Source organism: Dactylosporangium salmoneum (assembly GCF_039532525.1).
Lineage (GTDB): Bacteria > Actinomycetota > Actinomycetes > Mycobacteriales > Micromonosporaceae > Dactylosporangium > Dactylosporangium salmoneum.
On the sequence record NZ_BAAARV010000073.1, the window covers coordinates 90,861 to 104,245 of the forward strand.

At 70.7% G+C, this 13,385-nt stretch carries 10 protein-coding genes, 1 tRNA gene and 1 pseudogene; 9 read left to right on the forward strand and 3 right to left on the reverse strand.

The annotated features are described in order from the left end of the window. Nucleotides 1-112 precede the first annotated feature (112 nt). Together ABD352_RS37585 and ABD352_RS37590 are read left to right on the forward strand one after the other, a co-directional pair. The gene (locus ABD352_RS37585) at nt 113-6,439 is read left to right on the forward strand and encodes an RHS repeat-associated core domain-containing protein (protein ID WP_344617325.1); all 6,327 of its coding nucleotides are present in this window, start codon (nt 113-115) and stop codon (nt 6,437-6,439) included. A gap of 21 nt (nt 6,440-6,460) precedes the next feature. Further along, nucleotides 6,461-6,652, forward strand: a pseudogene (locus tag ABD352_RS37590) (IS1380 family transposase); the annotation flags it as partial. Between the two features lie 184 nt (nt 6,653-6,836). Here ABD352_RS37590 and ABD352_RS37595 read toward each other — a convergent pair. Next, the gene (locus tag ABD352_RS37595) at nt 6,837-7,184 is read right to left on the reverse strand and encodes a hypothetical protein (RefSeq protein WP_344617326.1); all 348 of its coding nucleotides are present in this window, start codon (nt 7,182-7,184) and stop codon (nt 6,837-6,839) included. A 44-nt stretch (nt 7,185-7,228) separates the two neighbouring features. Here ABD352_RS37595 and ABD352_RS37600 point away from each other — a divergent pair, with 44 nt between their 5' ends. Together ABD352_RS37600 and ABD352_RS37605 are read left to right on the forward strand one after the other, a co-directional pair. Continuing rightward, the gene (locus tag ABD352_RS37600; RefSeq protein ID WP_344617327.1) at nt 7,229-7,450 is read left to right on the forward strand and encodes a hypothetical protein; all 222 of its coding nucleotides are present in this window, start codon (nt 7,229-7,231) and stop codon (nt 7,448-7,450) included. Between the two features lie 540 nt (nt 7,451-7,990). Next, nucleotides 7,991-9,142: a WD40 repeat domain-containing protein gene (locus ABD352_RS37605; RefSeq protein WP_344617328.1), complete on the forward strand. Its 1,152-nt coding sequence runs from the start codon at nt 7,991-7,993 to the stop codon at nt 9,140-9,142. A 450-nt stretch (nt 9,143-9,592) separates the two neighbouring features. Here ABD352_RS37605 and ABD352_RS37615 read toward each other — a convergent pair. Continuing rightward, nucleotides 9,593-9,666: transfer RNA gene (locus ABD352_RS37615), tRNA-Pro, on the reverse strand. Between the two features lie 85 nt (nt 9,667-9,751). On the opposite strand from ABD352_RS37615, the gene ABD352_RS37620 reads away from it, so the two are divergent. From ABD352_RS37620 to ABD352_RS37640, 5 genes are all read left to right on the forward strand, one after another. Continuing rightward, nucleotides 9,752-10,147: a VOC family protein gene (locus ABD352_RS37620; RefSeq protein ID WP_344617329.1), complete on the forward strand. Its 396-nt coding sequence runs from the start codon at nt 9,752-9,754 to the stop codon at nt 10,145-10,147. Between the two features lie 82 nt (nt 10,148-10,229). Beyond that, nucleotides 10,230-10,556 (forward strand): hypothetical protein, encoded by a 327-nt coding sequence (locus ABD352_RS37625; protein ID WP_344617330.1) that lies wholly within the window; start codon nt 10,230-10,232, stop codon nt 10,554-10,556. Next, nucleotides 10,553-11,362: a hypothetical protein gene (locus tag ABD352_RS37630; RefSeq protein WP_344617331.1), complete on the forward strand. Its 810-nt coding sequence runs from the start codon at nt 10,553-10,555 to the stop codon at nt 11,360-11,362. Before ABD352_RS37625 ends, ABD352_RS37630 begins: the two co-directional genes overlap by 4 nt. Beyond that, complete coding sequence (locus tag ABD352_RS37635; protein WP_344617332.1) at nt 11,359-11,802, forward strand: hypothetical protein; 444 nt, start codon at nt 11,359-11,361, stop codon at nt 11,800-11,802. Before ABD352_RS37630 ends, ABD352_RS37635 begins: the two co-directional genes overlap by 4 nt. Nucleotides 11,803-11,829: 27 nt before the next feature. Next, nucleotides 11,830-12,282, forward strand: a complete 453-nt coding sequence (locus ABD352_RS37640) for a response regulator transcription factor (protein WP_344617333.1) — start codon at nt 11,830-11,832, stop codon at nt 12,280-12,282. Nucleotides 12,283-12,294: 12 nt separating this feature from the next. Here ABD352_RS37640 and ABD352_RS37645 read toward each other — a convergent pair whose 3' ends face one another. Further along, nucleotides 12,295-13,293 carry a diguanylate cyclase domain-containing protein gene (locus ABD352_RS37645; RefSeq protein ID WP_344617334.1) on the reverse strand — a complete coding sequence of 333 codons (999 nt, stop codon included), beginning with the start codon at nt 13,291-13,293 and terminating at the stop codon, nt 12,295-12,297. Between the last annotated feature and the right edge of the window lie 92 nt (nt 13,294-13,385).

The window sequence follows — 13,385 nt, forward strand, 5'->3', positions numbered from 1 at the left end:
GGCTAGAGATCAATATCTGTGCAAAGCTGCGCCGCATATCGCCCACCACGGGGAGTTCATCGTGCGAACGACGAAACGATTGTCGGTTCTTGCTGTCCTAGCGGCCCTAGCCGTGCCGCTGACCCTGGTCCCGGGCGCATCCCAGGCCGTCGCCGCGCCCGCCAAGCAGAAGGCCCCGCAGGGGCTGCTGCCGTCCGCGCCGCTGGCCAAGCCGGTGGTGAAGGCGCCGGCTGGGCGCTCCGCGACGGACGTGGCGCGGCACAAGCAGCCGACGCCCGAGGGCGAGCTGCTGACCCAGCGCACCACGTACTCGTCGACGTGGCGCAACGTCGACGGCAGCCTGTCGGTGCGCCAGTACCTGACGCCGCAGTTCTACGAGACCGCATCCGGCGTGTGGTCGCCGATCGACTCGACCCTCTCGCCCGTGCCGGGCAAGCCCGGGTGGTGGCAGGCGACCGCGAACAGCTGGCAGGTCACGCTCGGCCCGGCCGGCGCCGCGGGCGGCGCCGAGCAGGTCACGCTCGGCGAGCACACCATCGGCTTCGCCCCGCAGAAGGTCAGCGACCCCGGCCTGCAGCCGTCGGTGTCCGGTGACACGGCGACGTACCGGGGCATCTGGCCGCTGGTCGACCTCAGGGACCAGGTCACGTCGAGCGGGGTCAAGGAGGATCTGGTCCTCGGTGGACCGCAGGCCCCGGCGAGCTTCGCGTTCAAGGTCTCCGGCGGCAAGCCCGTCGCGAACCGCTCCGGCGGCGTGGACATCGTCGCGGGCGGCAAGGTGGTCGGGTCACTCCCGGCGCCGACGACGACGGTCGCGTTGCCGCGGTACAAGGACCCGGAACGCAAGACGTCCCCGACCGCCACCCGGGAGGACCGGACCGCGGAGTCGAAGGTGCGGCTGAGCGTCGCCGGCGACGTGGTGCGCGTGTCGGTGTCGCAGAGCTGGCTGGCCGGGCTGCCGGCCTCGGCGTTCCCGGTCGTCGTCGACCCGACCTTCGGGGGCACGATCGACGCGACGCGGATGGTGAGTGCCAGCAACCTCGGCGCCGTCCAGAACAACGTCATGAAGGTCGGCCGGGAGGGCACCTCGACCGTGTGGCGTGGCGGCGTGTACTTTCCCGCCCCGACCCTGCCGCCGGTCCGGCCGGGCGGGCGGCCGTGGCAGCTGTCGCTGGCGAGCTTCCTGTCGTACTGCACGGTCGCCTGCATGCTGTTCGGCGAGACCGTGTACGGCATGCCGCTGTCGGCATCGGACACCCCGAACTACTACTGGATGGGCGCCGGTCAGCTGGTGATGCAGGACCCGGCGGACATGGACGAGGGCTTCTTCGCCGGGGTCACCGCGAATCCGCAGCTCCTGGCCTACATGAAGGGCCGGACCGACGGATGGTGGTTCGGGATCTCGGCCGACCACGTCCTGGCCGGCGGCAGCAGCCTGGCCACCTTCGACCCGGCCCGGACGTACGCGGTGTTCTCCTACGTGCAGCAGCCGCCCCCCACCACCGTCACCTCGCCCGCGACCGGCAGCGTGCTGTCGAGCACCACGCCGACGCTGACCGCGGCGCCCGTGGCGAACGAGTCGTACGTCGCCTACGACTTCCAGATCTCGACCTCGCCGGACGGCACCGGCATCATCGTCGACTCCGGCTGGCTGGACAACCAGACCAGCTGGAGGGTGCCGCCGGGCAGCCTCCACGACGGCGTGACCTACTACGCGCGGGTCCAGAACGCGATCACCCAGCAGTGGGACACCACCGACTTCAGCTACGTGCCGCCGGCCGCCGCGGGCTGGTCCGTGAACTTCCAGATCCGGCAGCGTCTCGCCGGCGGCGGCCCGTCGCCGACCGACACCGTCGGCAGCCCGCCGGCCGGCTCTCCCAGCCCGAGCAAGGGTTCGCCGTCGCCGCACACGGCGCCGGCCAGCGAGACCGTCAACCTGCTCACCGGCAACCTTGCCGTGACGGTCGGCACGCCCGGTATGCAGACCGTCTCCGGGTCGGCCGGGCTCGCCCTGAGCTATGACTCGGCGGAGGCGTCGGTAGCCAAGGGCGGTAACTACGGCATCACCGCGCACTACTACGCCGACAGCGGCAGCCACGCCGTCACCGGCGCGGCCCTCGCGGAGCGGACCGAGGCCGGGGTCAACGCGACGTGGAGCGGCACCCCACCGGTCGGCGGGCTCGGCGCCACGACGCCGTTCGCGGCGCGCTGGACGGGGGTGCTGACCCTGCCGTCCGGAACGTGGAAACTGGGCGGCCTGACCACCGGCGGCATGCGCGTCTACCTCAACAACTCGTCCACACCCACGTACGACAACTGGGCCGGCACGGCCGGCACCACCGGAGCGTCGTACGGCTCGACCGTGCTCAACGGGCCCGGCCAGTTCCAGATCGAGGTCGACGACTGGGACACCAACCACTACGGGTTCGGCACCGCGCAGCTGTGGGCGAAGAACACCGCCATCACCGACCCGAACACGCCGTCGGCGTTCGTGGTGCCCAGCGGCTGGCTCACCCCGGCCGCGACCGGCCTCCCGCCGGGCTGGACCATGCTCGCCAACCCGTCCAAGGTCACCTGGGTCCACGCCGACGACCAGGGCGGCCAGGTCGTGCTGCAGTCCGCCGACGGTCAGACCGCGACGTTCGTGCGGAGCTCGCTCAACGTCTACGAGACCGTGCCCGGCAGCCACGACCTGCTCAACGTCGACGGCAACGGGCACCTCCAGCTGACCTCTGGTGGCCTGCTGTACACGTTCAACGCCGACGGCAGCCTCGCCTCGATGGTCACCGTCGCCGACGACCTGCACCCGGCCGCGCTGCGCTACACCTACAGCGGTACCCCGGCCCTGCTGCGCACCATCACCGACCCGGTCTCCGGGCGATCCGTCAACCTGACCTACGGCGGCGACCCGTCCTGCCCGGGCGTCAACCCGGCCCCCGCGGGCCTGCTGTGCAAGGTCGGCTACTTCGACGGCACCGCCACGACCTTCGGGTACAACAGCAACGGCCAGATCGCCGCGGTGAACCACCCGGGCAGCCAGACCACCACGCTGGCTTACGACAGTGACAACAAGCTCGCCGACATCCGCGACGCGCTGGCCTACAGCTACGTCGCCGCCGGCGGTGCGCCCGGCACGGCGGTCAACTGCCCGGCCGGCACCACGGGCCTGGCCGTCACCCCGGTGGACACGCAGATCTGCTACGACAGCAGCGGCCGGGTCGCCAAGGTCATCCAGCCCGCCCCGACGACCGGCGCACCCCGGCCCGCCCGCACCTACACCTACGCCAGCGACCACACCGACGTGGCCATCGCCGGGTTCACCCCGTCGTCGGGCTACGCGCAGCGCACCATGTGGGACTCGCACGGCCGGATCATCAAGCAGTACGACTCGTCAGGACGCTCGACGGCCGCCGTCTGGATGAACGCGATCGCGCCCAATCAGACGTGCTTCTTCGGCGCGTGTGGGGCCGACCAGCAGATCGCCTCGGTCGACGCGGCGGGCGAGCAGACCAGCGTGGTGTACAACACGCGCGGCGACGTCACCGACACCTACGGGCCTGCACCACTGGCCTGCTTCAGCGGCGGCTGGCCCGACTCCCGCATCATCCCGATCGCGCCGATCCAGGGGTACCTGCCGGTGGCCAACCCGCAGGGCACCGCCGGTTGCGGCATCCCGGCCGTACCGCACACCCACAACGGCTACGACGAGGGCATGACCGGCCTCGCCGCGACCTACTGGGCCAACGGGCAGGGGGCCGGCACCGCGGCGCTGCACACCACCGGCGTCGGCGGCGCCAAGCCGCAATCGCTGTGCGGGCCGCGGCCGAACCCCGGGCTGTGCGCGCACTGGGACGCCGGCGCACCGCCGGTCGGCTCCGACGCCTCGGGCCACTGGAGCCTGCGCCTCACCGGCAACATCACCCTCGCCGGCGGCGCCTACAACGTCTCGACCATGACCAGCCAGCCGTTCACCTTCTCCCTCGACGGGCACGTCGTGATGCACGCCGGCACGGACACCTTCGGCTTCGTCCCCGGCCAGCTCCGCCAGGACGACCTCGACGGCGGAACCGGGGCCGCCGGCGGCGTGCACTCCATCCAGGTGGACTTCCAGGGCTCGGCGACCCAGCTCAACGAGTTCGCCATCGTGTTCGAGTCACAGAGTGACCCGGGCTGGCACGTGGTGCCCGCCTCGGACCTCGGCCCGGGCTACCGGCTCACGACGAGCACCGTCGACTCCGACGGCGTGACCACCACGACCAGCTACAGCAACGCGAACCTAGGCCCGCAGTACGGCCTGGCCACCTCGACCACCGTCGGTGGGCTCACCACCACCAACACCTACGAGACGCCGAGCGCGTCGACATACCTGCGCAAGACCTCCAACACGCTGCCGGCCGGCACCGCCACCACCTACACGTACTACAGCGGTAGCGCAGGCCCGCTCGCCGCGGTCTGCGGGGTATCCGCCAGCACGCCGCAGGGCGGCCTGCTGCAGACGCAGACAGACCCGGCGCCCAGCGCCGGCGCGCCGGCCCGGGTCCAGCAGTTCGTCTACGACGCCAACGGGCGCAAGGCCGGCCGCCGCGTCGGGCCGTCGACGAGCATCGGCACGGTGTCGTGGCAGTGCACCACGTACGACGCGGGCGGCCGCATCACCAGCCAGACCTGGCCGGCGTTCAACGGCGCCCCCGCCCGCACCGTCACCTACACCTACGCCGTGGGCGGCAACCCGCTCGTCTCCAGCGTCTCCGACGGCAACGGCACGGTGACGTCCACCGTGGACCTGCTCGGGCGGTGGGTGAGCTACACCGACGCCAACGGCAAGACCAGCACCACCACGTTCAACCAGGCGGGCCAGAACACCGCGATCTCGGGGCCGGGCGGCTCGATCGTCACCGCCTACGACCCGAACAGCGGCAACGTCAACACCGTCACCGTCAACGGGACCCAGCAGGCCGCCAACCACTACGACGCCGGCAACGGCCGCCTGTCCTCCGTGACCTACGGCAACGGCACGACGGGCTTCCTGACGTACGACGTCTACGGCAACCAGAGCGGCCTGACCTTCAACAACACCTCGTCCGGCGCGCTGATCACCGGCAACCAGATCGTCCGCTCGGCGGCCGGCCGCATCACCAGCGAGCTGCAGAACATCGACGGCACCAGCCTCACCAACGCCAACCCCGCCGGGGCGAGCGCGACCGACTACACCTACGACAGCGCGGGCCGGCTGGCCAGCGCCTACCTGCCCGGCGCGCAGGCCACCTACGGGTACGGCACCAACCCCGCCGGCGACAACTGCACCTCTCCCGGCCAGGGCGCCAACACCAACCGGACCAGCGTGACGACCACGCCGACCGGCGGCTCGGCGAGCAGCACGCACTACTGCTACAACGGCGCCGACCAGCTCGTCGCGTCGATCACCTCGGCCGGCACCAACAGTCAGTACGCCTACGACGCGCACGGCAACCAGACCAACGACCACGGCACCACCCTCACCTGGGACGCCGCGGACCGCATGACCGCCGCCGGCGGCAGCGGCTACACCTACGACGCGCTCGACCGGGTCATCGCCCACACCGCGGGCGGCACTACCGTCCGCTACGCCTACGCCGGCTTCACCGACCGGTCCGCGGCCACCCTCGACGCCTCCAACACCGTGGTCCAGCAGCTCGTCGCCCTGCCGGGCGGCGTGACCGTCACAGTGCAGTCCAGCGGCAACGTATGGTCGTACCCGGACCTCCACGGCCACGTCACCGCGACCGCCAGCACCTCCGGCGTCCGCGTCACCGGGCCGGTCAGCTACGACCCATGGGGCCAGCGCATCGCCGGCCCGCCGACCGGCAACGCCAACGGCGGCAATACCCTGGGCGCCTTCGGCGCCAACGGCAAGCTCACCGACGACGCCCTCGGCATCACCATCCTGGGCGCCCGCGCCTACCAGGCATCCGAGGGCCGCTTCCTCAGCGTCGACCCCGTCGCCGGCGGCTGCGCCAACAGCTACGTCTATGTCTACGGAGACCCGATCAACAGCAGCGACCTCTCGGGCAAGGCAGCCTGCGCAGGGATACACCATCTCGCCAACGGTGACGTTGAAATTCAGTTGGGATCGACGCCATCGGGATCATTGCTGATCGGAATCTCAGCGGTTCCGAATCCGCACCAGGGAGCGGGTGCAAATTTGGCTTGGTTTGGCGGCGACTACTCGGTCCAGGCACGCGGCATTGGCCTCAACAGATCAGGCAACAGCGCCGACCTGCTCCCCGGTTCCCTTCTGCGAGTCTCCGCGCCCGCCGGTCATCTAACGTCCGGTCTTTCCGGAATCCAGATGAACGTACATTTGGAATTCATATATTTGGGAACGTCGACAAACCCGGCGCTGCCCGGCAGCATGCAAGTCGCCGGCCGTGTGGAAATCGACCTGACCTGTAGCCTCTGACCAGCGCGCCGGTGTCCTTGCCGCATCAGATGCGGCAAGGACACCGGCTTCGGCCGGTTCCCGTTCCGCGTCTTCACCATCAACGCCGCCTGGCTGCACCTCGCCCTCACCGCCATCGACCTGATCGCCTAAACCCAGATGCTGCTCCTGGCCGGCGACCTCGCCACCGCCGAGCCCACGAAGCTGCGCTACCGGCTGCTGCACGGCTCTGCGGTCTCCTGCGAGCGTGGGTCGGGGGTGTTTATGAGGGCTGGCAGAAGTGTCAGTTCGCTCGGGGCACATTTCGCGCAGCCCTCGATCGAGCGGCGGAGGCAATGCGCATGGTCCACAGCAACGACGAGCGCTGATGCCACCGCGTGGGACACCTGGAACGGGTCAGACCATCGATCGTCGCCAGTTAGAAGGCCAAGATCGAAGGCGCGGTCCGCGGCCGGCCCGGCCGCTTGGGCCGGGACCGGGCCGCGTGGCGGCGTGCGAGCAGGTCCCGGTGCCACCGCAGGACCGTGTCTGGGCGCACCAGCAGCCGCAACCGACAAAGCACGCTGCGCGGAAGCCGGTGCAGGAGCGCCGCCAGGAACGCCCGATCGATCGGGTCGAACCGGGGTCTGGCGTTGCCGAGTTGCCGCTCGAACACGGCGACCTGATGGCGCAACGCCAGGATTTCCACATTCTTGTCCCGGTCGCTCATCGGCAGCAGGCGCAGCAGGACGAACGCGTTCGTCACGGCCAGCTGAGCCGATCGCACCGGGGCTGACACCGCACGGGCTGCGCCACTCGTACAAGACGCTCATGGTGAGCTGCGGCACACCCGCGCCGCTGATGGACCTGCACATGGGGCATGCGAGGCACACCGTGCAGGAGGCGTACGAGCACGTCACGCCGGAGATGGTCACGCGGCTGCTGGAAACCCTGACGGGCGTGTGGGAGGCCCTTGCGGCCCGTCGGGCGCTGAACCCTCGATCACCCGTGCAGGTGCTGGACCGGTTGCTCACCGGAGAGGGGAAGGGATGACCGTAACAAGATCGTCTTCCAGGATTCTCCCCAACGGAGGCCGGAGACGACAAGAGTCGATGTCCTGTCTCCAAGAAATCGGCTCTGACCTGCGTATTCTTTTGTCGGGACAGCGGGATTTGAACCCACGACCCCTTGACCCCCAGGCCATTGGAGTTAGCAATTCCGCACGTCAGGCACGGTATACGCGTGATGAAGATGTGCGGCTGTAAGCATGTCGCCCGCAACCGTGCACCACGTGTGGTCCCCCGGCGGTCCCCAAGTATCTGGCTCCGCAAGCCGGCTTGGCGCAAGACCGCCGACTACTTGGCCTGTAACCGCGGCCCGCGGCGTGTGCTGGTCGGGGACGGCTGCGTGCGTTCCTGCACCAGCACGACATCACCTTCCAGCGGACGAAGACGCGGAAGGAGACCGACGCCCCGAACGTCGAGGCTAAACTGGCCCGCAGCGACGAAGTGACCGCAGGGTTCCCTGACCGGGTGTTCGCCTTCGATGAGTTGCGGGCCGCCTGCCTCACCGCTGTCGATTTATGATTCGCGCATGGCCAGCGCCGGGCTCCCGACACCGTCCGCACCGCCGTCCCCCGTCCCTGGGCCACGGCGCTCGCGTCGCTGGCTTGCCGCCGGCCTGGCCGTCGTCGTCCTGGCCGCGGGCGCTGGCGCCTTCGCTGTCGCCGGCCGGTCTCGCCCGAACCGCCCTGGTGAGGCCGCCCGCCCGCCCGTCCGGCAGCCCATCGCCACTCTCACGGGTCACACTCAGGACGTGCTCACGGTGGCGTTCAGCCCCGATGGACGCACCCTGGCCACCGCCGGCCACGACAGCACGGTCAGGCTGTGGAACCTCGCCGACCCTGCCCATCCCACCTTCGCCGCCACGTTCTTCGGCAACACCCGAACCGTGAGCTCGGTGGCGTTCAGCCCCGATGGGCGCACCCTGGCCGTCGCCGGCGGGGACACCACGGTCCGGTTGTGGGACGTCACCGACCCGGCCCACCCGACCGCCGCCGCCACCTTTACCCATGACCACGGCACCACCGAGTGGTCGGTGGCGTTCAGCCCCGATGGGCGCACCCTGGCCGTCGGCAGCGGGGACACCACGGTCCGGCTGTGGAGCCTCGCCGATCCGGCCCACCCCACGCTCACCACCACCCTCGCCGTCGCCACCGAGCCCGTGAGCTCGGTGGCGTTCAGCCCCGACGGACGCACCCTGGCCACCGCCAGCGGCGCCGACCCCGTCAGGCTCTGGAGTCTCGCCGATCCGGCCCACCCCACCGTCGCCCTCACCGGCCAGACCGGCCCGGAGTACTCGAAAACGGTGGCGTTCAGCCCCGACGGACGCATCGTGGCCGCCAGCACGGACTTCAAAGCGAAGCTGTGGAGCGTCACCGATCCGGCCCACCCGGCACCGATCGCCACGCTCCCCGAGCAACCCCACTTCGTGCACGCCGTGGCCTTCAGCCCCGACGGCCGCATCCTGGCTACCGCCGCCGGAGACCACACGGCGAAGCTGTGGAACATCGCCGATCCGGCCCACCCCACGCCGATCGCCACCCTCACGGGCCACACCGAAGCTGTGGCGGGCGTGGTGTTTAGCCCCGACGGGCTGACCCTGGCGACCGCCAGCTGGGATGACACGGCCAAGCTGTGGAGCGTCACCGACCGGGCCCTGCCCTCGACCACCCCGTCGCGTTGATCCCGTCAACGCAACGGCCCCCCAAGGGGAGCGGGCCGCCGCGGACGAGTCGAGATCACACGTCGTAGTACATGGCGCACTCGTGTGGGGTCGGGCGCAGGCGCACCGCGTCGACCTCGTTGGCGCGCTTGTAGGAGATCCAGATGTCCACCCAGGTCCTGGGTGAACACGCCGCCCTCGAGCAGGAAGCGGTGGTCGTTAGTGCCCGTCACCGGGATGCGGGTGCGGGCGGACCGGTTGCGCTACGCGCGGAGCGGCCCCTGGCGCCGCCGTGCGCCGCGTCAGCGGCGCCTTGATCCAGACAGAGAACGTTTCGGCAAGCAAACAAACTCTGCCCGCTCAAACTTGACCGGCGGTCAAAGTGAGCTACACGAGCCGAACTTGACCGATCTGGTCCCCAGGATGCCGAAAAGGGCCGACCCAAGAAGTGGATCAGCCCTCTGACCTGCGTCGGGACAGCGGGATTTGAACCCACGACCCCTTGACCCCCAGTCAAGTGCGCTACCAAACTGCGCTATGTCCCGGTGCTGCTTGCTCTCGCCCGCAGCCGGTACAGCTTAGCGCATGCCTCAGGCGGGTGCCCACGCAGTATCCCCGTAGGCTTCGGGGATGCAGCTTGATCTTGTGGCGATCGTGGTGGAGGCGTACGACCCGGCTATTGAGTTCTTTGTCCGGGTGCTCGGGTTTGAGCTGGTTGAGGACTCGCCCTCGGTCACGTCGGTCGGGGGGCGGGCGAAGCGGTGGGTGGTGGTGCGGCCGCCCGGCGGGGGGACTGGGCTGCTGCTCGCGCAGGCCGACGGGGAGCGGCAGTTGGCCGGGGTGGGGGAGCAGGCGGCCGGGCGGGTTGGGTTCTTTCTTCGGGTGGAGGACTTCGACGCTACCTACGCGCGGATGGTTGAACACGGGGTGACGTTCGAGGGGTTACCGCGCGTGGAGGCGTACGGGCGGATCGTCGTCTTCCGGGATATCGCTGGGAACCGGTGGGACCTGCTCGGACCTGCTTAGAATCGTGACAAATCCGTACAAAACAGACTCGCCATGAGGCGGCCCGTGACCCTAGCCTCCGTCGCGCGAAGCGACAGAGGGCATGCGCAGAGGGCAAGCGACAGGGGGCGGGGACGACGTGCTCGGGGTGGAGATCTATCGGCTTTGGCGGGCCGGGCGGGTCGACCTGCCGGCGCTTGCCGGGGTGTACCGGCGGGCGGCGGACGGATTCGGGGGCGTACGGCACGACGATCGGCACTGGTGTGTGCTGCGGGCGCAGCTGGTCAGCGTGCTGGCGGCGGCCGAGGGGCAGATCGAGGAGGCGGCCGCGGCCGTGTGCGTCGCCGCCGCGGAGTACGCGCGGGCCGACGCGGCGGCCGGGGCCGAGTTCGACCGGCTTCGGGGCGGGAACGCGGAGGGGCCGCGGTGACGTACGAGGGGCTCATGGAGCGCGCCCGTGAGGTCCAGCGCATGGCGGTCGCCGTGGCGCAGGCGGGGCTCGGGACGGACGCCGCGCGGCGGGCCGCGGTCGAGCGGGAGTTCGCCGATGTTCCCGACGCGTTCCGGGCCATCGGCGGGTTCCCCGATCCGGGCCGGTTTGCCAGTCTCGCCGCGGAGGTCGACTGTGTCCTTCGTGGACTGTCCACAGGGGACGGGGTCGACCGTCCGGCCAATGTGGAGCTCGCGCGGATCGGCGGTACCGCTGCGTCCTTGCATCTCTGGACCGGCTCGGCGGCCGAGCGGTTCCGGCAGAACTTCCTCGAGCCGTGGCCGGCGTTCGTGCGCAACCAGTATGCGGTCGGGGTGGTGCTGCACCGGGCGGTCGTGGCGCAGGCCGAGATCTGGGCACGGGCCCGGGACGACGCGGAGCAGATCGCCGAGCGGGCGTTGCAGGCGCTGGCGGCCTGCAAGGAGTGCACGCGTACCGAGTGGACAGTCACGTTCACCGTGATGGCCTCGGTGGCGGCGGTCGTCGCGGTGCCGCTCACCGGTGGGGCCTCGCTCGCGGCCAGCGGGGTGGCGGCGGTCGCGCAGGTGCTCGCGGCGACGCCGCCGGGGGAGGCGCCGCAGACCTCGTTCAGCGCCGACGATCCCTTCGAGGTGGTCGAGCGGGTGCGGGAGGCGATCCGGATGCTGCTCGGGCACGTGCGGGAGCGGCTCGACGCGGTGGCGGGGGCGCTGGGGGACACGTCGAGAACCGTCAGCGACCGGCCGGAACTGTTCGGATGGCAATGAAGGTGCGGGCCGCGGCCGGCGGGGTGGCCGGGGAACTGTTCGGGCTCGAACGAGTTCGCATCGCGGTACGCGACGCGGGCAACCTGGAGCGGGATCTGGAGTCGCTCGGGCGGGCGCTCTGGGCCGCGCACGCCCGGGCCGTGCTCGACGCCGCGGGGCTCAACGCCGAGCCGGCGCCGATCGGGTGGCGGGCCGAGCGATATGTCGCGCAACGCGGACGTATCACCGCCACCGGCCGATCGGAAGACGGCAGCGTGACGATATCCGTTCGTGGGATGCGGTACTGGCGGGTAAGCATCGCGGGAAACGGACATATCGCAAGGGTCGAAGAGGCCGCGGACGCGCTGCTGCGGGAGCACCGGCGAAAGCTGCGGGCGTTGAAACGCACGATCTGGCAACCGGGCGGCACTCAGGCCGCACGAACCGGAGCCGAAGCTTGATGGGACATCCCCCAAGTGGAGGCGCTGATGAGCACGGCCGTCGCATCCGAGAAGCAAAAGGCACGCATCCTCATCGTCGACGACGATCCGGATCTGCGTGGCATGGTGGCGTACAAGCTGGTCAAGGCCGGCTTCGAGGTCATCGAGACCGACAACGGGGTGTCCGCCGTGGACGCCGCCGTGGCCTGCCTGCCCAACCTGGTCATCCTCGACATCATGATGCCGGGGCAGGACGGGCTCACCGCGTGCGAGCAGTTGCAGGCCGACCCGGAGACGGCGCAGATTCCGGTCATGCTGCTCTCCGCGCTCTCGCAGCCCGACGTCGTGCGCAGCGGGGTGATGGCGGGCGCGGTGCACCACATGGTGAAGCCGTTCAGCCTCGACGCGCTGCTGGGCAGCGTGGAGTCGCTGCTGCGGGTGCACCCGACGCCCGTGGACCCGAACACCGGCAGCGACCTGGGCCGGAGCTTCCAGTGGTGACAGCGACGGCGGTCAGGCGCCGACTGGACTGAGCAGTTTCACGACGCCGTCGGCCATGGTCGCGATGCGGTTCTTGCCGGCCTGCTTGGCCGCGTACATCGCGGCGTCGGCGTCGTGCAGCAGCTGGTCGATCTCGGCGTGGTTGCGCCAGGTGGCCAGGCCGATGCTGACGCTCGCCGTCAGCTCCACGCCGCAGGCGTGCACGGGGGCGCGGATCGCGGCGAGCATCCGCTCGGCGACCAGCGGGGCGTCGTCCGGGGCGTCGAGGCCGAGGAGCGTGCCGTGGGCCGGGCCGCCCGTGGGGAGCGTGCCGTGGGCCGGGCCGCCCGTGGGGAGCGCGCCAGGGGCCGGGCCGCCGCTCGCGAAGAGCGTGCCGGGGGCCGGGCCGTCGACCGCGGCCACCTCCTCGCCGTCCGGGCGGGCGCGGATCGTCGCCGCCCAGGCGCCCGGCAGCCCGGTCAGCAGCCGCACGGCCGCCTCGGCGGTGTGCTGGGCCACGACGGCCGCGTCGGTGGTCGTGGCCAGCGAGGCGCCGAGGCGCGCGAAGACCCGCTCCCGGGCCGCGGCCCGCTCCTGCCGCGCGGTCGCCTCAGCCACCACGGCGGTGAAGATCGCCAGCATCGGTACCCCGGGAGCCTGCTTGAGCATCGCCGGGATGTGCACGGGCTCGGTCAGCGCGACCGCGCCCAGCGCCGCCGCGAAGATGATCACGGTGTAGACCAGTCCGTGGCGCCAGGTGCCGTAGAGCCCCCGGAAGGCGACGAAGGCGAACGTGAGCCCGAGCGTCTCCACCCAGTCGTGCGCGCCGATGCCGACGAGGGCGAGCGCGACGGCCTCGAGCGGGGCGGCCCACACGGGGAACGAGCCCTGGCGGTACCGCACCAGCCACCACGCCAGCAGGGCCGCCCCGGCCGCCCCCGCACCCGCGCGGGTCTCGGGCGACGCCTCGTGCCCGACGATGAGCCGGGGGAACACCATGACCAGGTTGAACACCCCGAAGAGCAGGAACAACCAGCGGATCCGCCCGCCGAGCGCCTTAGAGAGTGTTGGGTAACTGAAGGACTACTTCTGGTCCTGGTTGAGTTCGTCGTTGAGGCGTCGGG